The 22,987-nt window shown below is 62.3% G+C and carries 19 protein-coding genes; 4 read left to right on the top strand and 15 right to left on the bottom strand.

Annotated elements, in window-relative coordinates; genetic code table 11:
- The first annotated feature begins 58 nt into the window (after window positions 1-58).
- The gene (locus AB1805_02505) at window positions 59-451 is read left to right on the top strand and encodes a hypothetical protein (protein ID MEW5744303.1); all 393 of its coding nucleotides are present in this window, start codon (window positions 59-61) and stop codon (window positions 449-451) included.
- 110 nt (window positions 452-561) lie between these two features.
- Window positions 562-2,202, top strand: coding sequence for a DUF748 domain-containing protein (locus AB1805_02510; GenBank protein ID MEW5744304.1), 1,641 nt, complete (start codon window positions 562-564; stop codon window positions 2,200-2,202).
- Window positions 2,203-2,231: 29 nt separating this feature from the next.
- Here AB1805_02510 and AB1805_02515 read toward each other — a convergent pair whose 3' ends face one another.
- The 4 genes from AB1805_02515 to AB1805_02530 are packed head-to-tail and all read right to left on the bottom strand — an operon-like array spanning window position 2,232 to window position 8,569.
- Complete coding sequence (locus AB1805_02515; protein ID MEW5744305.1) at window positions 2,232-5,546, bottom strand: CusA/CzcA family heavy metal efflux RND transporter; 3,315 nt, start codon at window positions 5,544-5,546, stop codon at window positions 2,232-2,234.
- A 14-nt stretch (window positions 5,547-5,560) separates the two neighbouring features.
- Window positions 5,561-6,823: an efflux RND transporter periplasmic adaptor subunit gene (locus AB1805_02520; GenBank protein MEW5744306.1), complete on the bottom strand. Its 1,263-nt coding sequence runs from the start codon at window positions 6,821-6,823 to the stop codon at window positions 5,561-5,563.
- On the bottom strand, window positions 6,816-8,141 hold the full coding sequence (locus AB1805_02525) for a TolC family protein (GenBank protein MEW5744307.1): 1,326 nt from the start codon (window positions 8,139-8,141) through the stop codon (window positions 6,816-6,818). Before AB1805_02525 ends, AB1805_02520 begins: the two co-directional genes overlap by 8 nt.
- Window positions 8,142-8,176: 35 nt before the next feature.
- Entirely contained in the window at window positions 8,177-8,569 is a 393-nt protein-coding gene (locus tag AB1805_02530; GenBank protein ID MEW5744308.1) for a FixH family protein, read from the bottom strand.
- 480 nt (window positions 8,570-9,049) lie between these two features.
- Between AB1805_02530 and AB1805_02535 the strand changes: the two genes are divergently transcribed.
- The gene (locus AB1805_02535) at window positions 9,050-10,420 is read left to right on the top strand and encodes a sigma-54 dependent transcriptional regulator (protein ID MEW5744309.1); all 1,371 of its coding nucleotides are present in this window, start codon (window positions 9,050-9,052) and stop codon (window positions 10,418-10,420) included.
- Window positions 10,421-10,456: 36 nt separating this feature from the next.
- Here the strand turns inward: AB1805_02535 and AB1805_02540 are convergent, their stop codons facing one another.
- From AB1805_02540 to AB1805_02575, 8 genes are all read right to left on the bottom strand, one after another.
- Window positions 10,457-12,739 carry an EAL domain-containing protein gene (locus AB1805_02540; GenBank protein MEW5744310.1) on the bottom strand — a complete coding sequence of 761 codons (2,283 nt, stop codon included), beginning with the start codon at window positions 12,737-12,739 and terminating at the stop codon, window positions 10,457-10,459.
- Window positions 12,717-13,133 carry a circadian clock KaiB family protein gene (locus AB1805_02545; GenBank protein MEW5744311.1) on the bottom strand — a complete coding sequence of 139 codons (417 nt, stop codon included), beginning with the start codon at window positions 13,131-13,133 and terminating at the stop codon, window positions 12,717-12,719. Before AB1805_02545 ends, AB1805_02540 begins: the two co-directional genes overlap by 23 nt.
- Window positions 13,134-13,143: 10 nt before the next feature.
- Window positions 13,144-13,503: a circadian clock KaiB family protein gene (locus AB1805_02550; GenBank protein ID MEW5744312.1), complete on the bottom strand. Its 360-nt coding sequence runs from the start codon at window positions 13,501-13,503 to the stop codon at window positions 13,144-13,146.
- 6 nt (window positions 13,504-13,509) lie between these two features.
- On the bottom strand, window positions 13,510-15,258 hold the full coding sequence (kaiC, locus tag AB1805_02555; GenBank protein ID MEW5744313.1) for a circadian clock protein KaiC: 1,749 nt from the start codon (window positions 15,256-15,258) through the stop codon (window positions 13,510-13,512).
- 142 nt (window positions 15,259-15,400) lie between these two features.
- A complete protein-coding gene (locus AB1805_02560) occupies window positions 15,401-16,210 on the bottom strand; it encodes a carbon-nitrogen family hydrolase (protein ID MEW5744314.1) in 810 nt (269 codons plus the stop codon).
- 459 nt (window positions 16,211-16,669) lie between these two features.
- The gene (locus AB1805_02565; GenBank protein ID MEW5744315.1) at window positions 16,670-18,046 is read right to left on the bottom strand and encodes a HAMP domain-containing sensor histidine kinase; all 1,377 of its coding nucleotides are present in this window, start codon (window positions 18,044-18,046) and stop codon (window positions 16,670-16,672) included.
- The gene (locus AB1805_02570) at window positions 18,046-18,735 is read right to left on the bottom strand and encodes a response regulator transcription factor (protein ID MEW5744316.1); all 690 of its coding nucleotides are present in this window, start codon (window positions 18,733-18,735) and stop codon (window positions 18,046-18,048) included. Before AB1805_02570 ends, AB1805_02565 begins: the two co-directional genes overlap by 1 nt.
- Window positions 18,725-19,753 (bottom strand): DUF4931 domain-containing protein, encoded by a 1,029-nt coding sequence (locus tag AB1805_02575; GenBank protein ID MEW5744317.1) that lies wholly within the window; start codon window positions 19,751-19,753, stop codon window positions 18,725-18,727. Before AB1805_02575 ends, AB1805_02570 begins: the two co-directional genes overlap by 11 nt.
- A 45-nt stretch (window positions 19,754-19,798) precedes the next feature.
- Here AB1805_02575 and AB1805_02580 point away from each other — a divergent pair, with 45 nt between their 5' ends.
- A complete protein-coding gene (locus AB1805_02580) occupies window positions 19,799-20,554 on the top strand; it encodes a SprT-like domain-containing protein (GenBank protein ID MEW5744318.1) in 756 nt (251 codons plus the stop codon).
- Between the two features lie 73 nt (window positions 20,555-20,627).
- Here the strand turns inward: AB1805_02580 and AB1805_02585 are convergent, their stop codons facing one another.
- The 3 genes from AB1805_02585 to adeC all read right to left on the bottom strand — a co-directional run bounded on the left by AB1805_02585 (window position 20,628) and on the right by adeC (window position 22,931).
- Entirely contained in the window at window positions 20,628-21,020 is a 393-nt protein-coding gene (locus AB1805_02585) for a DUF86 domain-containing protein (GenBank protein ID MEW5744319.1), read from the bottom strand.
- The gene (locus AB1805_02590) at window positions 21,010-21,411 is read right to left on the bottom strand and encodes a nucleotidyltransferase domain-containing protein (protein ID MEW5744320.1); all 402 of its coding nucleotides are present in this window, start codon (window positions 21,409-21,411) and stop codon (window positions 21,010-21,012) included. Before AB1805_02590 ends, AB1805_02585 begins: the two co-directional genes overlap by 11 nt.
- A gap of 101 nt (window positions 21,412-21,512) precedes the next feature.
- A complete protein-coding gene (gene adeC, locus AB1805_02595; protein ID MEW5744321.1) occupies window positions 21,513-22,931 on the bottom strand; it encodes an AdeC/AdeK/OprM family multidrug efflux complex outer membrane factor in 1,419 nt (472 codons plus the stop codon).
- Between the last annotated feature and the right edge of the window lie 56 nt (window positions 22,932-22,987).

Here is a 22,987-nt window from a genome sequence, read left to right on the forward strand (position 1 = left end):
TCATATATAGCATTGCTCGGCATGAAGAGACCCGGGAAGGTGACCGGGAGGACGGTGTATGGCCCATACCTATGAATGGAAGCGGACGCGTCTGCAGAGCGCCTATCGAACCGAAGGGAAGAGCTGCAAGGATCTCATCGGCGACCGCGAGCGGCTCGACCGTATCGAGCATGAGATCCGCCGGGCCGAGGAGATGCTCCAGGAGGCCGAACGGCTCAGGAAGGAGGGTCTCGGGGTGAAGAAGAAGGCCGAGGCCGAAAAGCGGAGGGAGCTGGCCGTGCAGGAGGCGACCCGGCGGTTTGCGGCGACGAACGAGGAGTTCATCGAAGAGAATGGACGGAATGCCGCGGTCGTGCGGGTGCGCGAGGGCAGTATCGCGGGAATGGCCTTTATCGTCATTACCGGAGAGGCTTCGTCCAAGCAGTTCCAGGTCTTTTACCGCGTCGACTGACGTCCCGCTCCTCCTGCCCTTCACCTCTCCCTCTCCCCCTTCCCCTTCCCCTTCCGATGACATCGTGCGCAGGTGCACGATCAAAGCATGCCATGGTACAATTAAACGTCATGCATACAAAGCGTACTAGAGGCATTATCGCCCTCGCCTGCGCTGCCGCCGTCGTCATCCTCGCTGTCTTCCTCCTCATCAACGCGAACAGGCTGATCAAAGAGCGGCTCGAAGCAGCGCTCGGAGAGAACTTCTCTCTCGACCGCATTTCGGTCGGGCTGGGCGGCGTTGACGCATACGGCCTTCAGGTAAGAAAGGACGGGCAGACGGTCATCAGGGCCGACAAGCTCACGCTCCGGGCGAGCCTGCTCGGCTTGATAAGAAAACGGTATGTCATTTCGAGCATCGCCGTCGAAAATCCTGCAGTCACGCTCACGATCGACAAGCAGGGCCGTCTCGTCAATCCTTTTTTGTTCGGCCCCTCTTCTTCCGGAGCGGCGACGCGGAACACGGCCGCATCGCCGGCCGCTCTGCCGGGGATCGAGATCAGGCGCATCCGCATCACCGGCGGGCTGCTGCGCCTGACGGATGAGCGCCTGCCCGCACCGTATGGTTTTCTCGAGCTCCATAACCGTCTCATCACCTTCGACTCTTTTTCCTATCCCTTCGCCGATAAAACGTCCGCTGTCTCTCTTGCCGCCTCGCTCAAGGGCGGACTGATAGCCGGAGAGCTGCAGTGCAAGGGGAGCGTGAACCTGAAGACCGCAGCGGTCGATCTCTCCACAGCCGTGCACCGTCTGGAACTGTTCGCGGTCGAGGGAAAGGGGCCTGCAGTCACGGCCGAGGCCGTGCGCTTCACCATAGCCTCGGCAAGGGAAAAAACCACGCGCTATGTCATTCCCGCGATCACGATAGCGAGGCCCTCCGCGCGTATCGAGACCGGCAGAAACGGCGAGCTGCTCAATCCGCTTGCGAAGCTCGCACCCAACGGCAACGGTCGGAATACGAAGAAAGACAACGGCGCGGCAGGGAGGAGCAGTCTCCTCATAAAGAAGATAACGATGAGCGACGGCGAGCTGCTCTATCTCGACAGCAAGGCGTCTCAGCCGCCCCATCGCATCCGGCTCACCGGGATAGCATGGCAGATCGATCATCTTGCGCTGCCCTTCGACAACACCTGGACGACCTACTCCTTCTCTGCGCGCATCCCCGGGGCGGCGAATGCCGCGGCGCTTACCTGGGAGGGAAAGACGCTCTGCAGGACCCTCGATACCGACGCCAGGATCGCTCTGCAGGGCCTCGATATCAGGGACTTCAAGCCCTATTACCATAAGAAGGGAGATGCCGAGGTGACCCGCGGCACGCTCGCGATGACGATCGACCTCGGCGTGCGCAACAAGATCATAGACGCCCCGGGCCGCGCAGTGATCAGGGATCTCGAGTTCGCTCCGGCCAGGGGGCTGGGGGGAAAGTTTCTCGGCGCGCCCCGTTCGCTGGTGATCAAGCTCCTCCAGTCGGGCAATAACGAGATCTCCCTCGACTTTGTGGTGGAGGGCGATCTCGGCGACCCGCAGTTCAACCTCAGCGAGAGCCTGGTGAAGCGCATGACCGTCGGCCTTGCGAAGGGGCTGGGGCTTACCGTTGTCGATGCAGGGAGGTCTGTGGTAGAGCTCGGCGCCAAGGGCGTGGGCCAGGTGGGCAAGGGGATCATCGGCATCGGCAAGGGAGTGCAGGGGCTCTTCAAGAGGGATAAGCGATAGCGCTCACCGCCCCTGCTCCCGCCGTCGGGCTACTGCGCCGGCTCCTCGCTCGTTGATTCGCCCGCCTGTTTTTTGAGCTCCCGCTGCTTCCAGATGAGGAAGATCGCCGGGTAGATGATGAGCTCGAGGATCGTCGAGGTGACGACGCCTCCCACCATCGGCGCGGCGATGCGCTTCATCACGTCGGCGCCGGTGCCGTGGCTGAACATGATCGGGATAAGGCCCGCGAGGATGACGCTCACCGTCATGATCTTGGGCCGTATCCGCTTCACGGCGCCGTGCATGATCGCCTCTTTCAGATCGGCGAGGCCCCTCAGCCGCCCCTCTTTCCTCCACTGCTCGTAGGCGAGGTCGAGGTAGAGGAGCATCACCACCCCTGTCTCGGCGTCGAGCCCGGCCAGGGCGATGATGCCGACCCAGACGGCGATGCTCATGTTGTAGCCGAGCAGGTAGAGGAGCCAGAACGAGCCGACGAGCGAGAAGGGCACCGCCAGGAGCACGATGAAGGTCTTGGTCACCGACTTGGTGTTCAAGAAGATGAGCACGAAGATGACGAGCAGCGTGAGGGGGATGACGATTTTCAGCCGCTCCTCGGTCTTCACCATGTACTCGTACTCGCCGCTCCATTCGAGGCGGTAGCCCTCGGGGATCTTGAGCGACGCGACCCGCTCTTTCGCCTCCCTGACATACCCGCCCACGTCCCTGCCCGAGAAGAAGACCGAGACATACGCGGCGATGAGCCCTTCCTCGCTCTTGATGCTCGTCGGCCCCCGCACGATCCGTATGTCCGCCAGTGTCCCGAGCGGCACCTGGAGGGCCGCCGGCGCCGAGGAGAGCGAATAGGGCGCGGCGGGCGCAGCGAGCGGACGGGCGGTGATCGATCCCTGGCTGCCGGACATCCCCTGCGCTGCCTGCGATGAAGCCCCCCCGTCTCCCATCGAGACCGGCACGAGCACGCGCTTGAGGCTCTCGATGTCGCTCCTGAAGTCGCGGGAGTAGCGGACATTCACCGGGTACCGCTCCCTGCCTTCGATAGTGGTGGTGAGGTTCATCCCGCCCACCGCGGACTGGATGACCTCCTGGACCCTCTCGACGGTCAGGCCGTAGCGGGCCGCCTCTTCGCGCTTCACCGCGATGTCGAGGAAGTAGCCGGTCGTGAGCCGGTCGGCGATAGCGCTGGTGGTGCCCTTGATATCCTTTACCGCCCGTTCGACTTCGAGGGCGATGCGTTCGACCTCTTCTATTTTCGGGCCGAGGACCTTTATGCCCACGGGCGAGCGTATGCCGGTGGCGAGCATGTCGATGCGCGCCTTGATGGGCATGGTGAAGCCTCCGGCGATGCCGGGGATATCGACCGCGTCCTCGAGCTCCGCCTTGATCGAGTCGTAGGTCATGCCCGGCCGCCACTCGGACTCGGGCTTGAGGTTCACGACGGTCTCGAACATTTCGAGCGGCGCGGGGTCGGTCGCGGTCTCGGCCCGGCCCGCCTTGCCGAAGACCTGGGCCACCTCGGGGACCGACTTGAGCGCCCGGTCCTGGAGCTGGAGCAGCTTCGAGACCTCGGTGATCGAGGCGGCAGGGGCCGAGACCGGCATGAAGAAGAGCGTGCCCTCGTGGAGCGGCGGCATGAACTCCGAGCCGAGCTTCTTGTAAGGGATGATGGTGAGGCCCATGATGACGAGCGCCCCTGCGATCACCCCCCATTTGAAGCGGAGGGCGAAGCGCGCCACCGGCTCGTACATCTTCCTGAGGACGATGCTCACGGGATGACGGTCTTCGGGGAAGACGGTGAAGAGATACTTGAGCACCGGCAGCCTGCCCAGGAGCGGCGTCTTCTCGTGGATGAAGAGGGTCATCAGCACCGGCGTCAGCGTGACCGCCAGGAACGAGGAGAAGAGCATGGCGAAGGTCTTGGTGTAGGCCAGGGGCTTGAAGAGCCTGCCCGCCTGTGCCTGGAGCGTGAAGACCGGCAGAAAGGCGACGGTGATGACGAGGAGCGAGAAGAAGAGCGAGGGCCCCACCTCCTTGGCCGCCTCGATGACCACATCGACTCTCCGGCCCGGTCTGCCGGCGTGCTCCCAGTCTTCGAGCTTTTTGTGGGCGTTCTCGACCATGATGATCGAGGCGTCGACCATCGCGCCGATGGCGATGGCGATGCCGCTCAGGCTCATGATGTTGGAGGTGACGCCGAGATAGTACATCAGGATAAAGGAGATGATGAGGGCGAAGGGCAGGGTGAGGATCACCACCAGGGCGCTCGGCAGGTGGAAGAGGAAGACGGCGCAGACGACGCTCACCGCGATCGAGAGCCGCAGGATTTCTTCTTTGAGCGTGTCGATGGAGCGGTGGATGAGGTCCGAGCGGTCGTAGGTCGTGACGATCTTCATGCCCTCGGGAAGGCTCGGCGCGATGTCGCGCTCGATCTTCTCCTTTACCCGCTCGATGACGTTCAGCACGTTTTCTCCGAAGCGCACCACCACGATGCCGCCCGCCACCTCGCCCTTGCCGTCGAGCTCGGCCAGGCCGCGCCTGATCTCGGGACCGAGCTGGATGCGCGCCACGTCCCGCAGAAAGACGGCGGTGCCTGTCCCGCTCGACGCGACCGGGATGGTCTCGAGGTCTTTGACGCTCCTGATGTAGCCCCGGCCGCGCACCATGTACTCGACGCCCGAGAGCTCGAGCACCCGGCCCTCGACATCCTTGTTGCTCTGCCGCACGGCGTTCATGACCGTGTCGAGCGAGAGATTGAAGGCGGCCAGGCGGTTCGGGTCGAGCACGATCTGGTACTGCTTCACGAAGCCGCCGATGCTCGCCACCTGCGAGACGCCCGGCACGCTTTCGAGGGCGAGCTTGATGTTCCAGTCCTGCACCGTCCGGAGGTCGGCGAGGGTATGGCGGCCGGTCTCGTCGACCACGGCGTAGGAGAAGCCCCAGCCCACGCTCGTGGCATCGGGGCCGAGCACCGGGTTCACGTCCGCGGGGAGCTTGTTCTTCACCGCCTGCAGGTATTCGAGCACCCGGCTCCGCGCCCAGTAGAGGTTCGTCCCCTCCTCGAAGATGACATAGATGAAGGAGCTGCCCAGGTACGAGAAGCCCCGCACCACCTGCACTTTGGGCGCGGCGAGGAGCGTGGAGGTGATGGGATAGGTGATCTGGTCCTCGATGAGGTCGGGGCTCCTGCCCTCCCATTCGGTGAAGATGATGACCTGGGTGTCGCTCAGGTCGGGGATCGCGTCGAGCGGCGTCCGCAGCATCGCCCAGTAGCCCCAGGCGGCGAGGGCGAGGACGAGGAGGCCGACGATGAACTTGTTCCGGGCGCTGAATTCTATAATGCGCGCGATCATGGCTGCACCATGCCCTACTGCACGACGCCCTTGAGGCGCGCTTCGGAGTCGATGAGGAAGGCGGCTGAGCCGGCGACCTTTTCGCCCGCGGCGAGCCCCCGCACCACCTCGACCATCCCTTCGGCAGTGATGCCGGTCGCTATCTCGCGGGGTTCGAACGAGCCTTCGCCTTTATCCACATAGACGATCTGCTTCGTTCCGGTATTGATGACCGCGTCCTCGGGGATGACGAGCTTGCGGCCGAGGTCGATGCCGATCTCGACATTGGTGAACATCTGCGGCCTCAGCCTGCCGCCCGGGTTGGGGATGACGAAGCGCGCCTTGGCGGTCCTCGTCTCGCCCGCCAGCACGGGATAGATGAAATCGATCTTCGAGGTGAAGACCTTGTCCGGGAGATAGCTCAGGCCGATGCTCGCGGTCTGGCCTGGCTGAATCAGCGGCAGATCGTATTCATAGATATCAGCAATGACCCACACGGTCGAGAGGTCGGCGATATCGAAGAGCCGTTCTCCGGGCATCACCCGCATGCCCTGGAGCGCCGCCTTCTGCACCACGTAGCCGCTGACGGGGCTGTGGATGGTGAGGGTGCGGATCGGCTGCCCCGACTCCTCGATCCTCTTTATTTCCGGATCCTTGATATCCCACAGCCTCAGCCGCTGCCGCGCCGCCTCGCGCATGGCTCCGGCGTCGCGGGAGAACATTTTATCCAGTGCGCCTCCGATACTGTCCGGCCCCCGCGCACCCTCCTGCGCTGCGCCGCCCTGTTTCGCCCACCTGAGGGCATTGAGGTACTCCTGCTGGGTGGCGACGAGCTCCGGGCTGTACACCGCGGCGAGGGGAGCGCCTTTGGCAACGTACTGGCCGGTGGTATTCACGTAGAGCCGTTCGAGCCAGCCCTCGATCTTGGTATTGACCGTAGCTATCTTCCGCTCATCGTATTCGATGCGCCCCACGGTCCGGACCACCTTCCGGAGCGGCTTGACCGAAGCGGCGACGGTCCTGACGCCGATCATCTGCTGCTTATCCTCGGGAATCTCGACGATCTGCGGCTCCTCCTCTGCGGCCTCGGGCACCGGCTGCTCCGGCTCTCCTGACGCTTGCGGCGGAGGAGGCGCGCCCCCGTGGCCTGCGTGGCCGCCGGGCGTTGCCTGCTGCACCGTCTTCTGCTGCGAGGACTTGCCCAGCAGATCGCCACCGAGCTTCGAATAGCCCAGGAAAAGGAGCCCTGCGATGAGCGCCGCGCAGGCGGCGAGGATAAGGACAGCTCTTTTATTCATGGCGTGCCTCTCCCTTTCCGGAGTCCATGATCCCTGCCAGGGCCTCGAGGCGGGCGATCGCCTTCTCATGCTCGACGAGCTGCGCCCAGTAGGAGTTCTCGAAATCGACGATCGCCTTGAGCCGGTTGATGACGGTGATCGCCTCGGTCCTTCCGGTGCCGTAGCCGGAGAGGGCGGACTCGAAGTCCTGGTAGGTCTTGGGGATGAGGCCGCTCTTGTAGACATCCATTAAGCGCTCCGACGCCGTCAGCATCGCATAGGTATCGCGTATGCCCGACGCCAGCATCAGCTTCGTCGCTTCGAGCTCGTTCCGCGCCTCCGCCCTCTCGGCCTCCGCCTCATGGACCCCCTGCCTCTGTTTCGTTTTATAATAGAGGGGAATGTTGACGGTCGTCGTCAGGCTCCACATATCGTCGAACTCGCCGCCGCGCTGAAAGACGCTCGCCGCCACCGTGAAGTCGGGATAATACTCCTTCTTCGCCATCTTCACTTTTGCCTCGGCTGCAGCGATCATCTTTTCCCTCGCCCTTACTTCCGGGGAGTTCGCCTGGGCGACCGCGATCATCTCGTTCAGGCTGCGGACGAAGGAAGTGAACGACGGCTCCGCCGGCCTGCCGAGCGGGGAGGTCGCGGGCCTCCCTACCGTCGTATTCAGCATCGCCTCGAGGGATTGTATCTTCTGCTTCTGCATCTCCTCTTTTTCGAGGAGCATGTACTTCTCGGTCTGCGCCATGAGCACTTCCTGCTGGGGCGCCATCCCCGCCGAGTAACGGGCGAGCGCCGCGTCCTCTATCTTCGAGAAGAGCCCCTCTCGCTCCTTGAGGAGATCGAGATTCTTGTATGCCAGCGCAAGGTCATAGTAGAGCTCCTTCACCCGGGCGACGGTCTTCAGCCGTACGGCATTGGCCGCTGCCGACCGGCTCTCCGCATCCCTGGCCGCCATGTCGCCCTTGAGCCCCCGCTTTCCGGGGAAGGGGAACATCTGGGAGACGGAGTACATCCACTGCGCGTCCGCCATCTCGCCGTAGGTGTAGCGCTCCCAACCCTCGTTCTGGTACCCGAACATCAGCATGGGGTCGGGAAGACTCTTCGCCTGGGGTATCCGGTACTGCGCCGCCGACGTGCGCGCTTCCGCGGCCTGGATTTCGGGACTGTTCTTCAGCGCCTCTTCGATCAGCGGCTTCAGGGCGAGCTCTTCGGCTCCCTCCGCGCCGGCCGTGAACAGGAGCGCGACGACGGAGCACAGTGCAACACTGATAACGTGAACGTACAGCGGCTGCCTCCGTCGCACTAACCGTGGTGTCTTCTGCCGGGTCATACGCCGCTCCTCCTTCCGCTTCACGTACCGGCCGCTTACCGGGCGTCCACGCTGAACTTCATCGATGACGTCTTCCCGCCGCGCGCGACCTTGACGATTATGTTCCACGGGCCTGCCATCGAGAGGTTCATTTTCGCCTTGTAGACGCTGCCGCTCAACGCGGCGTCGGTCTTGTAATTCATGGGCGGCATCCCGGGCATGGCGGGCATCGAGTATTCCACCTTCACTTTTGCGTCGGTGACCGCGTTCCCTGCGGCGTCCTTTACCGTGACGGTTACGTTGTTCTCGCCCGTCACGGGCGGGTTCCTGTCGATGGCCACCGTTACGGCATACTCCCCCGCCTTCTTTTTCACTTCGTAATCCTTCGCATACGCGACGCCTGCCGCCACGAGCAGCGCCACCACCATGACAGCGATTCTTTTCACCATGATCTCCTCCTCGTACTATGGAAATGGAATGCTCTCAAAGCAAAGCATCTCACACTGCCGGGGCGATGTCAAACCGCCGCGGGAGGGGGGGCTTTCCTGCCCGTCCATGCTCCATGATAACAGGCAATGGTGAAGAAAATATGAAGGAGCGGTCCGCAACCCGCCCATTCCCCCCTGCTCGTTTAGGAGCTGGGTCATCGTCAACGGGGAAGGCACGACAGGTTCGACTCATTCTCGGTCGATGCGACCTCCGAGGCGGGGCAGCTCGGAATCGAGTCGTACCGACCCGCTCCGCCATCCTGGCTTCGCCTGGGCTGCCCATGCCGCTCACCTGCCATGCCTCCCCCGTTGACTACTGATAGGGGTCTTATATCCATAGCACACTGAAGAGCACCGGAGAGGGGGCGGGGTATGGTATGCGAGCGGTTCTCAGTTGATTAAACACTAAACAAAGTGTATATTATTTAGACAGGAAGGGCCATGAATACGGTACGTATCGTCACCAGAGACCGCGAGCTCCGGAAGGAGGCCGCTGCAGCGCTTCCGAAGGGCTATCGGCTGCTGCCCTGCGGCAGGACGCTGCCCGACGAAACGTGCTCGGGACAGACGGTCTTCTTCGATATCGACACCGTCCCCCCGGGGCAGATCAGGGAGCTGAGCGACAAGGCCTTCGTCGTCGCCGTCACCAGCCAGAAGCGGACCGAGCCCGCGATGGAGGCGACCGCTTTCGGCGCCTACGAGGTGGTCCACCGGCCGCTGCGGCGCGAGTCGGTCGGCGCGATCATTGCGGAGCTCGCCGACCTGAGCGCCGAGCTGTCCGATATAATTCCCATTTCGAAGGAGAATCTCCCGCTCACCGCCACCTGCGCCATCGTCGGGAGCACGCCCGCGGTCATGGAGGTCTGCAAAAAGATCGCCCAGCTCGCCCAGGTCGAGGTCCCGGTGCTCGTCACCGGGGAGACCGGGACCGGCAAGGAGCTGATAGCCGAGTCGATCGCGCAGCTCTCTTCGCGCTTCGGCAAGCCCTTCGTCATGATCAATTGCGCCGCTGTTCCCGAGGCGCTGCTCGAATCCGAGCTCTTCGGCTATGAGAAAGGGGCCTTCACCGGCGCGGTCGCCTCCAAGGAGGGCATGCTCAAGATCGCGGACGGCGGGTGCGTCTTTTTCGACGAGGTGGGCGAGCTGCCGCTCGCGCTCCAGGGCAAGCTCCTCAGGTTCCTCCAGACGCAGACCTTCTTTCCTATCGGGAGCACCAGGGAGCTGCAGGTCGATGTGCGCGTGATCTCGGCGACCAACAGGGACCTGCCCCGGATGATCCGCGAGGGAAAGTTCAGGGAGGACCTCTATCACCGCCTCCGCGTCGCGACGATCCACGCCCCGTCGCTGAGAGAGCGGAAGAAAGATATCCCCTCCCTCGTCCACTTCTTCATCTACCGCCATCGCGATACTGCCCAGCGGTCCGTCAAGGGGTTCACCAGGGCCTTCGCCAAGCGGCTGACCGCCTATGACTGGCCCGGCAACATCAGGGAGCTGCAGAATGTCGTCCGCTCCGCCATCGCCCTCAGCAAGACCCCCTATCTCACGACGCGTGAGCTCAGGGAGCTGGGCAGCCATGCCGTCCTGTTCGAAGAGGAACAGCTCCCCCGGACCCTGGCGGCTGCGGTCGTCCCCTCGCTCAAGCAGGCGATCGAGCGGGGGGATAAAAACATTTACGATGCGCTGCACGACGAGCTCGACAAGGCTATCTTCGATTATGTCCTCTCCTCTACGAAAGAGAACCAGTCCGAGGCCGCCCGGATCCTCGGCATCAACCGCCTGACGCTCAGGAAGAAGATCGGCCTCTCGAAATAAGAGGAGGAAGCGCTCCGTGCCGGGCTGGCGGTGGCGCTATCGTGCGGCGGCTGCGGTGAGGTACCGCTCGAAGCTCGCGGAGGGGAGCGGTTCGCTCATGAAGAAGCCCTGCACCTCGTCGCAGCCGGCCATGCGGAGGAAGGCGACCTGCTCTTCGGTCTCGACCCCTTCGGCGACCACCTTCATCTTCAGGCTGTGCGCCATGATGACCACGGCATTGACGATGGCCCGGTCTTCGTTGCCGACGATGAGCCCCCTGATAAAGGACCGGTCGATCTTGAGCCGCTTCACCGGCAGGTTCTTGAGGTGCCCCAGCGAGGTGTAGCCCGAGCCGAAATCGTCGATCGAGAAGCCGATCCCGAGGTCGGTCAATCGCTGCAGCTGCGGGATGGTGTGCTCGATGTCGCGCATGGCGATATTCTCGGTGATCTCGAGCTCGAGGAACCGGGGCCGCAGCCGGGTCTCGTACAGTATCTCCGAGACCATATCCGAGAAGTGCGGCTGCACGAACTGCCGCGCCGAGACATTGACCGTGATGCGCATGGGGGGCAGGCCCGCTTCCTGCCACGCCCTGTTCTGGTTGCAGGCGGTCCTCAGGACCCATTCGTCGATCGGGAGGATGAGCCCGGTCTCTTCGGCCATGGGGATGAACTGCATCGGGTTGAGCAGCCCCAATTCGGGGTGCTGCCATCTCACGAGCGCCTCGGCGCTGACGACCATGCGGGTGGCGAGGTCGACCTGGGGCTGGTAGTAGACCAGCAGCTCGCCGCGGTCGAGGGTGCGGCGGAGATTGCTCTCGAGGATCATCCGCTCGAGAGTCCTGATGTTCATGGCAGCGTTGTAGAACTGGTAGTTGTTCCTCCCCTGTCCCTTGGCGTGGTACATGGCGATATCGGCGTTCTTGAGGAGGGTTTCCGGGTGGTCCCCGTCTCCGGGATACATGCTGATGCCGATGCTGGTCGTCATATAAAGCTCCTGGCTGTCGAGGGCGAAGGGCTTCTGGACCGCGGCAATGATCTTTTCGGCGATCACGGCAGCGTCTTCCGCATGGGCGATATTCGGCAGGAGCACGGCGAACTCGTCGCCGCCGAGGCGCGCCACCGTGTCGGACTGCCTGACGCAGACCTTCAGCCGGAGCGCGACCTCGCCGAGCAGCTCGTCGCCGACCTGGTGGCCGAGGGTATCGTTGATCATCTTGAAGCGGTCGAGGTCGAGGAAGAGCACCGCGAGCCTCGTCGCATGCCGCCGCGCCTGCGTGAGCTCGAGGGTGAGATGGTCGTTGAAGAGCATCCTGTTCGGCAGGCCGGTCAGCGCGTCGTGGTAGGCCTGGTACCTGATCGTCTCTTCCATCCGCTTCCGTTCGGTTATATCGAAGAGCAGGCCCGCAAGAAAGGTGACCCGTCCTTCGCCGTCACGCTCGACACTCGTGCTGACGGCCCGCACCCAGCGCCACTGGTCGTGCCTGGTGAGGATGCGGTATTCCCTTTCGTAGGTGGCCGTGCGGCCCTCGATGAAATCCTTGTACGCCCTCATCACGCGGCCGAGGTCCTCTTCGCAGATACGGCTGCGGAGCCACCGGCCCAGCTCCGGGAAGGGGGGGACTTCCCCGGGCGTATAGCCGAATACCTCGGCGAACCGCGCATCGATGCGGCCGGACGACATATCGGGGGTGTGTTCGTAATAGCCCGCCCCGGTCGCGCGCACGACATCATCGAGACGCTGCTTGCTCTGCCTGAGCGCCTCTTCCGCCTGTTTGCGCTCCGCGACTTTGGCCTCGACCTCCCCGTACGCCTTCCGCAACGCCTCCTCGGCCTGCTTCCGCTCGCTGATGTCGGTGACTACGGCACTCAGGCCGTATTCGCCGTTGATGGCGAGGCGGTGCAGGGAGAGGCTGACCGGCAGAAGACCGCCGTCTCCGGTGACCAGGGAGAGCTCGCCCCGGGCATGTTCTTTCAGGCCCTGCTCGATGAGCCCCTTGAGCAGATCGTGCTCCTGCTCCCGGACGCTGTCGAACAGAGATGAGCCGATGATCCTCGGCAGGGGTATCCCGAGCATCCCCGAAAGGCGGGCGTTGGCATAGAGGACGATGCCGCTGTCGGCGAGCGTTGCAGCGCCCTCGTTGATGCTCTCGACGATCGTGCGGTAGGGGGCTTCGGCGCCTTTGAGCGTGAATATCCGATCGCCGCCCTCAGGGGTCGAGACGACGAGGGCGTCCAACTCGCCGCTCCTGATGGCGCTGATGGTCTCTTCGGCTTCCGCCGCCCTGGCGCGAAGCGACTCTATCTCTTCTAACAGCTCACGCTCTCTTTTTGCTGGCATCTTCTCTCTCGCCCTTTGCCGGGGTGCGCTTCGTCTTCACGGTCTCTTTCTGCTGCTTGAGGCCGAGCCCGATCAGGATGCGGTCCTCGTCCGACATATCGCCGATCAGCTTCCGGATCGGCAGCGGCAGCTTCTTCACGAGCGTGGGGGCCGCGATCACCTGCTCCTCTCCGGCAGCCTCGGGCTGCTGGTAGATATCGACGACCTCCAGCTCGTAACGGTCTTTCAAGTAGGTCTCGCAGATCCTCCTTATGTTCTCTATCGCCTTCGCCGACCTTTTCGTCGCGCCGGTTACATAGAGCCGCAGCACGAACTTGATGTCCTTCCTCGCGAGGGCCCTCTCGAACTCCTCGAGCGCTGTCCGCTCTTTCGTCTTTACCGTACGCTTTACCATTACGTTTCTTTTACCGCGGGCGTATATCGAGCCCGACGATGACCCTCTCGGTATTCGAGAGGTCGCCGATGATCTTTTTGATGGGCTCCGGCAGCTTTCTCACGAGCGTAGGGATCGCCAGTATCTGGTCGCCTTGGGCGAGCTGCGGGTTCTTGAGCAGGTCGACGACCTCGAGGCGGTACTTGCCCTTCAGATGCTCCTCGCAGATCCTCTTCAGGTTCGCCAGCGCTGCGAGGGACTTCGGCGTCTGTCCCGCTACATAGAGGCGAAGATCGAAAAAACCCTCATCGGTCCTCTCTATCCTTTTCGCTCTTGCCGCTTTCGCTTTCGGAGCGGCCTTTCGCGCCGTCTTCTTTCCCGCCGCAGTCATGCGTATCTACTCTCCCTTTCCCGCCGTCCGTTTTTTAGAGGCCCCGGCAGGAGCATCCGCCCTGGGCAGCTCCGATGAACGCTTCCGGTCGAGCGCGCGGGCCTCGTCGCGCATCCGGTCCTGCGCAAAGGCCATGGCGAGCTCCTCTTCGTCCTGCTGCATCTGGAGCATGAGGGCCTCGATCTGGGCCTGGGCCAGCTTCCTCTTCCGCTCGAACTCCCGCTGCCGCCGCTCCCTCTCCTGCCTGCGGGCGAGCTCCTCTGCCCTGTCCCGCGCCTCCTGCGCCGCGCGGGAAGCGCCGGTAAAGACCTGTCCCTCGCCGATGTAGACGTCGGTTAGTTGTATTCCCCTGTCAGTGATGGTGAACTCCCGCACCTGGTTCGAGTGCGCCATGCCGCGGGATTTGAGAATGTGCAGGGTGCGGTTCCGCTCTCCGCCGGTCTCGACCGTTCTGAGCAGTATCCAGGTGTCGATCAGGGACGAGATCGCGATCTCGGTCATCTCGGTGGTATCGGGGTGGGCGAGGCTGGTGAAGAGCGCAGTGATCCCTCTGCCCTTGAGGAAATCGATCAGACGGTTGAGCAGCGAGTTGACTTCCGCAGGACTGCCGATGCTGATCATGTTGGAGATGGGGTCCATGACCACCGCATCGGGTCTGCAGTCGTTGATCAGGCTGTGGATCTTCACCAGGTGCATCTCGAGGCCGTAGGCCGAAGGCCGCGAGGCATGGAACCCGAGAAGGCCCTTCCTGACGCACGCCCCGAGGTCGATCCCGATGCTGCGCATGTTCCTGACGACCTGGTCCTCCGACTCCTCGAAAGCGAGGTAGAGGCACCGCTTGCCGCTGCCGCAGACCGCAGCGGCGAAGGAGGCGGCGATACTCGTCTTGCCGGTCCCGGCAGTGCCCGAGACGAGGGCCGTGCTCCCCTTGTAGTAGCCGCCCCCGAGCATGGCATCCAGGCGCTCTACGCCGCTCGATACGCGCTCGCTGCTCACCGTGTGCCTGAGCTCGACGGAGGTGATGGGGAGTATCGAGATGCCGTCCTGCTCGATCAGGAAGGGATACTCGTTGGTGCCGTGGAGCGTGCCCCGGTACTTGACGATACGGAGGCGGCGCGTCGAGACCTGCTCGGTGACCCGATGGTCGAGCACGACCACGCAGTCCGAGACATACTCCTCGAGGCCGTGGCGGGTCAGCTCCCCTTTGGGCCCCCGTTCGGCAGTGATGACCGCGGTCACGCCCCTCTCCTTGAGCCACCTGAAGAGGCGTCTCAATTCTGCGCGGAGTATGGCCTCGTTGGGGAGGCTCGCGAAGAGCGCTTCGAGGGTGTCGAGCACGACGCGTTTCGCGCCGATGGTATCGATATGGTAGCCGAGCCGGACGAAGAGCCCTTCGAGGTCGTATTCGCCGGTCACCTCGATCTCGCTCCGCTCTATACGGACATGGTCGAGGACCAGCTTCCCCTTTGCGACGAGCTCGTTCAGCCTGAAACCGAGGGAGGCGACGTTCTGGGCGAGCTCGGCAGGGGTCTCTTCGAAGGCGACGAAGACCCCGGGCTCGTTGTAGTCGGTAACCCCCTTGACGAGGAACTCCATGGCGAAGAGGGTCTTGCCGCTCCCGGCGCCGCCGCAGACGAGGGTCGGCCTGCCGGTGGGCACGCCTCCCCCGGTGATCTCGTCGAAGCCCCCGATGCCGGTGGGGCTCTTCGGCAGCCGGGGCTGGGGGGAAGGTATCGCTTCTCTTGTCTTTGCCACCAGAGACTCCTTTCGCCTCCCGGAGAGCGGATGCGCCAAACAAACCGTACAATAGGGAGAGGAACTATGAAAATGAGAATTTAAGGCATAACTCTTTTACTGTAAAACATAACACATTAAAAATCAACAAGAAAGTACCTTTTCAGCGCTCTTCGCCGCTGCTGCCCTCCACCAGGTCGAGCGAGAGGGGCTTCATGTCCTTCAGGAAAGGAAATTCGGCACGCACCCGATCGGCCTCGCGGGGATCGAGCTCGGCTGTTATGAATTCCTCCGTCCCGCTGCCGCAGCAGATATCGTTGCCGAGCGGATCGAATATATGCGATGCGCCGGGATAGATGATGCCGTTGCCGTCGCTGCCGGTGCGGTTGACGCCGATGATGAAACACTGGTTCTCGATGGCGCGGGCCCGGAGCAGCGCTTCCCAGTGGGCCTTGCGCGATTCGGGCCAGTTGGCGATCACGACAATGGCCTGGACATCACGCGCCACGCTTCTGAACACCTCGGGGAACCTGAGGTCGTAGCAGATGAAGACGCTCGCCGGCATGGCATCGAGGTCGAAGGTGACGGTGTCGATGCCCGCGATGAAGTGCCGGTCTTCCCCGGCGAAGGAGAAAGGGTGGATCTTCGTATAAGTGGCGACCGGCAGCCCCTCCCTGTTGCAGACGAGCGCCATGTTCCGCGCCTGCCCGGCTCCCGGGGCCCTCATGGCGAGCCCGGCGATGATATTTACGGTGTAGGTCTTCGCCATCTTCGAGAGCGCTGCCGCGGTCCTGCCGAACCCCTCCTCCGCGACAACGGGCACATTCATTGAGAAGCCGGTGGCGAACATCTCGGGAAACACGACGAGATCGCACCGCTCCTCCGCAGCCCTCTTCACGAAGCCTTCCGCCCGTTCGAGATTCGGCTCGACGGATTCCCATATCCCGTTAAACTGAACAAGCGCGACCTTCATCGATAGGTTCCTTTATGGAGTATGAATTTTTATTCGAGGAGAGGACGGTGCCGGTTTTGAGCGGAATTATTCTTCGTTTGCTCCAGAGCAGAGGGTGTTGAACTCGATCCTCGTAAATGCACCCGCAATGGTGGTTCGCCCCAAAGGCTTCGCCTTTATGGGCTGCACCAGAGCCAGGAATTCCCCTCAAAACCGGCACCGTCCTCCCCTCAGTTTAGTATTAAAGGCTATAGTACAAATCTAATTATATCAGGTAAGACAGAGCATAGGGGGACAAGGGTTGATAGGTGAGCGGCATGGGCAGCCCAGGCGAAGCCAGGGATGGCGGAGCGGGTCGGTACGACTCGATTCCGAGCTGCCCCGCCTCGGAGCAAGGCGTGGATGCCTTGCGAGAATGAGACGAACCTATCAACCCTTGTCCCCCTATGCTCTTATGACCGATTTAAGTTAAAAATTTATTTAGCTGTTGATCGGAAGATATACCCTGAAACGCGTCCCTTCGCCGGGCTTGCTCTCGACCTCGATCCTGCCCCCCATCACCTCGACGAGCTCCTTCACGATCGCCAGTCCGAGCCCGAGGCCGTCGGCGCCGGACGCCCCGCTCTCGGCCACCCGGTGGAAGCGGTCGCAGATGCGGGGCAGCTCGTCCTCCGGTATCCCCCGTCCGGTATCCCGCACCTCGATGAAGAAGGCGTCTCCCGCGACGCCGTAGTCGATCCAGACGCCGCCCTTGTCAGTATACTTGAGGGAGTTGGAGAGGATGTTGAAGACGATCTTCTCGAGCTTCTCCACATCGGTGACCACGGTGAGGTCGTAGTCGCGCACCACCGTGATCCCCAGCCCCTTCTCCCTGAAGAGCTGCTGCATATCTTCCGCAATCCCGGCGAGGAGCTCGTGCAGGTTCACCTCTACCTGTTCGTGCTTCGTAAAAAAGCTCGCCTCGGCCTCGGTCACGTCCTCGATGCCCTTCACCAGCTTGATCAGGCGGTCGATCTCGCCGTGGACCGTTTCGAGCCCCTTCTCCCTGTCCTGGATAATGCCGTCGGCAAGCGCCTCCACATGGGTCTTCATGATCGTGAGCGGGGTCCTCAGCTCGTGGGCGACATTGGACATGAGGCGTTTCCGCAGCAGCTCTTCTTTCTGGAGCGACTCCGCCATCATGTTGAACGTTTCCGAAAGCCTGCTCACTTCATCGCCGGCGCTTCGGTCCCGCGAGCCCCGGGGAATGCGGACGCTGAAATCCCTCTTCGCGATCTTCTCCGCCGCTGCCTTCAGGTCCATGAGCGGTCGCGTCAGGTAGCGGCTGAGGAACAAGGCGAGGAGCAGCGCGCCGCTGCCGGCGATGAGCAGGGAAATATGCGTAAAGTCTTCCGCCCGCTGCTTGAAGATGAACTCCTTCTCCTTGATCTTTTCTCTGAGGAACGGACGGGAGAGGAGGGTGCCGATCTGCCGCTCCTTGTGGTAAAGAGGATACTTCTCGAAAGGCCCTGCTGTCTCGTGCAGGTGAAAGAGCCCTTCCATGTGGCGCAGCATCGAGGCAGAAAGGGAAGACATGGCCTCGTGCGACGAGAGGACCTCCCCGCCCCGGGCATCGAGAATCCTTATGTCGAGCCCCATCATCATTCCCCAATGGATGGCTTCGGAGAGCGCCTGCCGGTTCCATACCCCCTGTTCATACCCGCCCTCGACCGAGGCGAGTATCCAGTACATCTGGTCCTCCCTGACGCCGCTCACGTAATTGTCGAAGTCGCGTATGATCAGACGGCCGAAAAAGAAATTCGAGACGAGGGCAGCGGCGATGACCGCGATGAAGGCGAGAAAGATCTTCGTCTTCATCAGTCGGGGACTCCTATGAATTTGTAGCCGGCGCCGTAGACGGTCTTCAGGAACACCGGCCGCTGGGTGCTGTCCTCGATCTTGTGGCGGATGTTCTTGATATGGGCGTCGACGACGCGTTCGAACCCCTCGAAGTCGTATCCCTGCACGGCATTGACGATCTGGAGCCTGCTGAAGACCGCCTGGGGACGCTCGGCGAGGAGGAGCAGTATCCTGAACTCCGTGGCCGTGAGCGGGACGGGTCTGCCGGCCTTGAGTACTTCCATCGAGCCGGTATCGATCCTCAGCGCCCCCTTGTTGAACGAGAGCGCCTTCTTTTCCTCTCTCTTCGATCTCCTGAGGTGGGCTTTGACGCGGGCCACGAGCTCGCGGGGGCTGAAGGGCTTCACCACGTAGTCGTCGGCGCCGAGGCCGAGGCCTTTGATCCGGTCTTCCTCCCCGCTCTTCGCCGTGAGCATGATGAGGGGGATATCGGACATGGTCCTGAGAGAGCTGCAGATGCTCTCGCCGTCGATATCGGGGAGCATCAGGTCGAGGATGACGAGGTCGAAGCCCTCTTTCAGGCGGGTGAGCGCTTCGTGCCCTGTCGGCGCCACCACCGCATCGAACCCCTCGCGCTCGAGATAGGACGTGACTATGTCGGCTATCTTCTTTTCGTCCTCTACAATCAATACTCTTTCATGCGCCATACTCCGTTATTTTAACACGCTTCAGAAAGGTTGCGCTCTCCTCGGGCACGAGGGGATTGATGAACATTCCCGAGCCGAGCTCGAAGCCGGTCAGGGTCGAGACCCGCGGCACGATGCTCAGGTACCAGTGCAGGTACGGCGAGTCGACGGCGCTCGGCTGCGCTGTGCGCAGGACATAGTTGAAGTCCGGGTTTTCGAGCCCCCAGTAGATCTTCGCGAGCGTGGTTTTGAGAGCGGCGGCGAGGTCCTTTGCCTCTTCGGGCCTGATGTCCGCGAAGGTGCCCGAGTGGCGCCGCGGAAATATCCAGAGGTGGAACGGGGAGAGGGCGGCGTAGGGCACCAGCACCGCAAAGTGCTCCGAGGCGTGGACGATGCGCGCATCTTCGGCGAGCTCTTCGGCGAGCATCCTGCACTGGAGGCACTCTCCGGTATTGTCGAAAAAGCGGAGGGCGATATCGTTCCTGCTCCGCACCTCGAAGGGAGTGACCGGCATACCGACGATCTGCGAGAGGGAGTGCTCGATCGTGGTCCCCGAGTCGTGGCCGCTGTTCTTGAAGACGACCACGTGCTCTACCCGGGGGTCCTTGTAGCATTCGATCAGCCGGTCCTTGTACGCCCGGAGCACGTTTTCGATCTGCTCCACCGGCATGAGCGCGGTGGTGTGGTGATGGAGCGGGCTCTCGACCACGATCTCGTGGGTGCCGAAGCCGGTTATGCTCTGTTTCAGTCCCGAGACGGAGCGGTGCCGGTCGCCGTCGGTGCTGAGCACCGAGAACTTGTTCAGGATCACCCGTACGCTCCAGCCCTTCTCGCCATGAATGCGGTAGCGTTCACCCGGCGACTTCTCCTCGTTGCCGGGGCAGAAGGCGCAGGTCTCGAGGAACGCGGGATGGCGCTTCTTCGTGCTTGCCCTTATGAAATCCTCAGCCTTCTTCGACTTCTCCCGCGCAATGATGACCCACTTCCTCGTCAGCATGTTCAACCGTAGTTCGGGCACCGCTTCCTCCTCTGTATTCATGAAGTCATACTCATATAATCGGCGGATTCCATGGTATAGTTAACTATGCCGCGCAGGTATCGACCGGGATGTCATATAAAACAGGGGCCGGGCCAGGCCGGCCAGACCGCCCGGCCGGCGGGGCAGCTGGCGCTCTTCCCCGAGCACGATCGCGAATCCCTGGAACGCCTCTTCGCGCAGGTTTCGGGCGATCCCGTCTCCCTCGTGCTCACCGATAACTCCACCAGCGTCCTCTCGGTAAGGACGAGAGACGCCGTGGTGCAGGTGCGGATGCACCGGATGTTTCTCACCGCAGGGAGAGAGGTGATCGACGAGATCGCCCGGTTCGTACGCAGCCGCAGGGGTACAATGCCGCTCCTCCGGCAGTTCATAAGAGACAACAGGGCGGTACTGGACCAGGTGCCCCGCCGGACGATCAGGGCTGTCGTGCAGGGAAAGCACTACAATCTCCGCACCCTCTACGATGCGGTCAACGAGGAGTATTTCGGAAACAGCGTAAGGGCGATCATCACCTGGGGCAGCCACGTGCCGCGGCGGTGGGCGCGGAAGAGGACGCTCGGCAGCTACAGCAGTCTCACGAATACCATCCGCATAAGCCCCGTGCTCGACAGGAGGTCGGTGCCCCGCTACTTCCTCGAGTTCGTCATCTACCACGAGATGCTTCATGCCGCCCTGGGAATAGAGGAGACCGAAGGGAGGAGGTCGGTCCATTCGCGGGAGTTCAAGAAGCGGGAGCGGCTCTTCAGGGAGTACGAGCGCGCCCTGGAGTGGGAGAAGACGCGGTTATGGGGCGGCGGGTAGGAGAGAGTGCTTCTGCTGCGGGAGAAAGAGCAATGCCGGTACCGGCGTACGATCCTGTTGCAGCGTCAGCTCCTCATGAGAGCTCTTTGATGAGGGCGGTAAAATCCCTGATAGCCGTCGGGATGCTTTCATGCACAAGGCTGTAGTCTATCTTCTCATACTCATGGACAAGTATATTCCTCAGCCCCGCACCGAGGGCGAGGCTCCTGCTCAGCTTTTTACTGAGTATGCCTATCTCTCCTGCTCGTAAAAAGGCTGCCTTATACGATACGGGCACAGGCTCACCCTTCGCCGAAATCAGATGAAAGATGATATCGCTTGCGGTCATTACGAGGAGCTCGAGCAACCGCTCTATCTCGTAATGTCTCTTCATGAATGCATCGAAGGAAATGTTTTTATACGGCAGCAGGTCGTTCAGGTAGGTGGTCATTGCAACAAGTTTCTTGTCTACAACTTCAGGCGACACCGGAGATCCTCTCGGTAAACTTCTTCAGATATTCTTTCTGCATCGCGCGCAATCGTTCCGTGTCGATATACAGTTTCCACGCTCGTAACCTCCCGGCGTCAAAGGCGCCCGGCTTCTCCTCATAGAGGGCCCTGCCGTTGAAAAACACCTCGTAGAGGAGCAGCGGGTCGGTGTCGGAGGTAAGGACGACGAGATCGATGTCCTTCCCTTCGAAAACATCATCGAGCTGATAGAGCAGTTCGAGCTTTGAGACCGCTGCTCCCTCTTTGAGCTTAACCGCCACATCCACATCGCTTCCGGGATGCAGTTTGCCCGATGCATGCGAACCGAAAAGGACCAGCAGCTCGATACTGTTTCTCTCGCAGAAGCTTCTGAATTCCTTGTTTTCCATACGAGTATCATAATTTGGGCGTAGAGAATTGTCAACGGCAACAGCGGCGCCAAGATAAAAGAGAGCGCGGGCGGCTCAGGGCTGCATATTCCGCCATGCTGTTACACGCCTCCCCCGCCGAGGACTTTGTAGAGCGTCACCAGATTGAGCAGCCGGGAGAGGCGAACGCCGATCAGCCCCTGCTGCGCGCTGTAGAGAGAGCGCTGCGCGTCCAGGACATTCAGGTAGCTTGCTATGCCCTTGCTGTAGCGCGCTTGCGAGAGGCGGTAGCTCTCGGCGGTGGCGTCGGTCAAAGACTGCTGCGCCTCCAGCTGGTCGCCGAGGGTCCCCCGCTGCGCGAGGGCGTCGGCTACTTCCCTGAAAGCGCTCTGGATCGCCTTTTCATACTGCGCAAGGAATATCGCGCGGTCGACTTCCGTCGCTTTCAGCGTGGCCCGGTTTCTCCCTGCAGTGAAGATCGGCAGGGTGATCTGCGGGACAAAGCTCCATGCGGCGGAACCGGCCCCGAAGAGCCCGGACAGCTGATCGCTGGCAGTGCCGACGATCGAGGTGAGGGTGATTCGCGGGAAGAACGCCGCGCGCGCCGCGCCGATATTGGCGTTGGCGGCTTTGAGGAGGTGCTCTGCTTGCACGATGTCGGGACGGCGTTGCAGCACGTCGGACGGCAGACCCGCGCTGAGCTCTTTCACTCCGGTGATCGGACCGAGCCCGGACGGCACGAGATCGGCCGGCACCGGCGAGCCGATCACGAGCGCCAGGGCGTTCTCGTCCTGGGCCACCTGGCCGGTGAAGCGGGCGATATCCACCCGTGCCGCATCGACACTCGTCTGGGCCTGCCGGAGATCGAGCTCGGAGGAGGCGCCTGCTTCGAAGCGGCGCTTGATGAGGTTGTACGAGGCGAGCTGGCTCTCGTACGTGTCCCGGGCGATGGTGAGGCGCTCCTTATCGGCGGCGAGGGTCAGGTAGTTGCCCGCAACCTCGGCCACCAGGCTGATCTGCACACTGCGGCGCGCCTCCTCGGTGGCGAAAAACTCCTCGAGCGCACGGTTGTTGAGGCTCCGCACGCGGCCGAAGAGGTCGAGCTCGTAGGCGCTGAACCCGAGATCGACACTGTAGTGATGCACGGTCCGGGACTGTCCCGTAACCGAGAGGCTCCCCGGCACCCGCTGTTCGATCCCGCTGCCGGCCGCGACCACCGAGGGGAAGAGATCGGCGCGCTCGATGCGGTACAGGGCCCGCGATCGTTCGATGGCGAGAGCGGCGATGCGCAGGTCGCGGTTGTTCCGGAGCGCGAGGGCGATCAGCTTTTGCAGGCGCTCATCGATAAAGAACTCCTGCCATGCGATATCGGCAGCGGTCTTATCTCCCGGCTCGGCTGCGCTGTCCTTGTACGCCGGGCCGTCCGGCCATTCGGACGGGACGGGCGCGTCAGGGCGTGTGTATTCCGGCGCCATGCTCGCGCAGCCGGTCAAGACCAGAATTATTAGTGAAACACAGAGAGGGATGACGCGGCGAGGCAATCCTACGGCGGGATTGCCACGTCGCTCCGCTCCTCGCAATGACAGCGTTCTTTTGA

Source organism: Nitrospirota bacterium (assembly GCA_040752355.1).
GTDB lineage: Bacteria > Nitrospirota > Thermodesulfovibrionia > Thermodesulfovibrionales > Dissulfurispiraceae > JBFMCP01.

What these genes read in the sequence shown, in the direction of transcription:
- AB1805_02550 (MEW5744312.1), bottom strand. Translation starts at nt 13,503, where the DNA reads ATGACTGCGGCGGGAAAGAAGACGGCGCGAAAGGCCGCTCCGAAAGCG.
- AB1805_02545 (MEW5744311.1), bottom strand. Translation starts at nt 13,133, where the DNA reads ATGGTAAAGCGTACGGTAAAGACGAAAGAGCGGACAGCGCTCGAGGAG.
- AB1805_02590 (MEW5744320.1), bottom strand. Translation starts at nt 21,411, where the DNA reads ATGGAAAACAAGGAATTCAGAAGCTTCTGCGAGAGAAACAGTATCGAG.
- AB1805_02565 (MEW5744315.1), bottom strand. Translation starts at nt 18,046, where the DNA reads ATGAAGACGAAGATCTTTCTCGCCTTCATCGCGGTCATCGCCGCTGCC.
- AB1805_02535 (MEW5744309.1), top strand. Translation starts at nt 9,050, where the DNA reads ATGAATACGGTACGTATCGTCACCAGAGACCGCGAGCTCCGGAAGGAG.
- AB1805_02575 (MEW5744317.1), bottom strand. Translation starts at nt 19,753, where the DNA reads ATGAATACAGAGGAGGAAGCGGTGCCCGAACTACGGTTGAACATGCTG.
- AB1805_02530 (MEW5744308.1), bottom strand. Translation starts at nt 8,569, where the DNA reads ATGGTGAAAAGAATCGCTGTCATGGTGGTGGCGCTGCTCGTGGCGGCA.
- AB1805_02560 (MEW5744314.1), bottom strand. Translation starts at nt 16,210, where the DNA reads ATGAAGGTCGCGCTTGTTCAGTTTAACGGGATATGGGAATCCGTCGAG.
- AB1805_02515 (MEW5744305.1), bottom strand. Translation starts at nt 5,546, where the DNA reads ATGATCGCGCGCATTATAGAATTCAGCGCCCGGAACAAGTTCATCGTC.
- AB1805_02580 (MEW5744318.1), top strand. Translation starts at nt 19,799, where the DNA reads ATGCCGCGCAGGTATCGACCGGGATGTCATATAAAACAGGGGCCGGGC.
- AB1805_02525 (MEW5744307.1), bottom strand. Translation starts at nt 8,141, where the DNA reads ATGACCCGGCAGAAGACACCACGGTTAGTGCGACGGAGGCAGCCGCTG.
- AB1805_02540 (MEW5744310.1), bottom strand. Translation starts at nt 12,739, where the DNA reads ATGCCAGCAAAAAGAGAGCGTGAGCTGTTAGAAGAGATAGAGTCGCTT.
- AB1805_02505 (MEW5744303.1), top strand. Translation starts at nt 59, where the DNA reads ATGGCCCATACCTATGAATGGAAGCGGACGCGTCTGCAGAGCGCCTAT.
- AB1805_02510 (MEW5744304.1), top strand. Translation starts at nt 562, where the DNA reads ATGCATACAAAGCGTACTAGAGGCATTATCGCCCTCGCCTGCGCTGCC.
- AB1805_02570 (MEW5744316.1), bottom strand. Translation starts at nt 18,735, where the DNA reads ATGGCGCATGAAAGAGTATTGATTGTAGAGGACGAAAAGAAGATAGCC.
- AB1805_02520 (MEW5744306.1), bottom strand. Translation starts at nt 6,823, where the DNA reads ATGAATAAAAGAGCTGTCCTTATCCTCGCCGCCTGCGCGGCGCTCATC.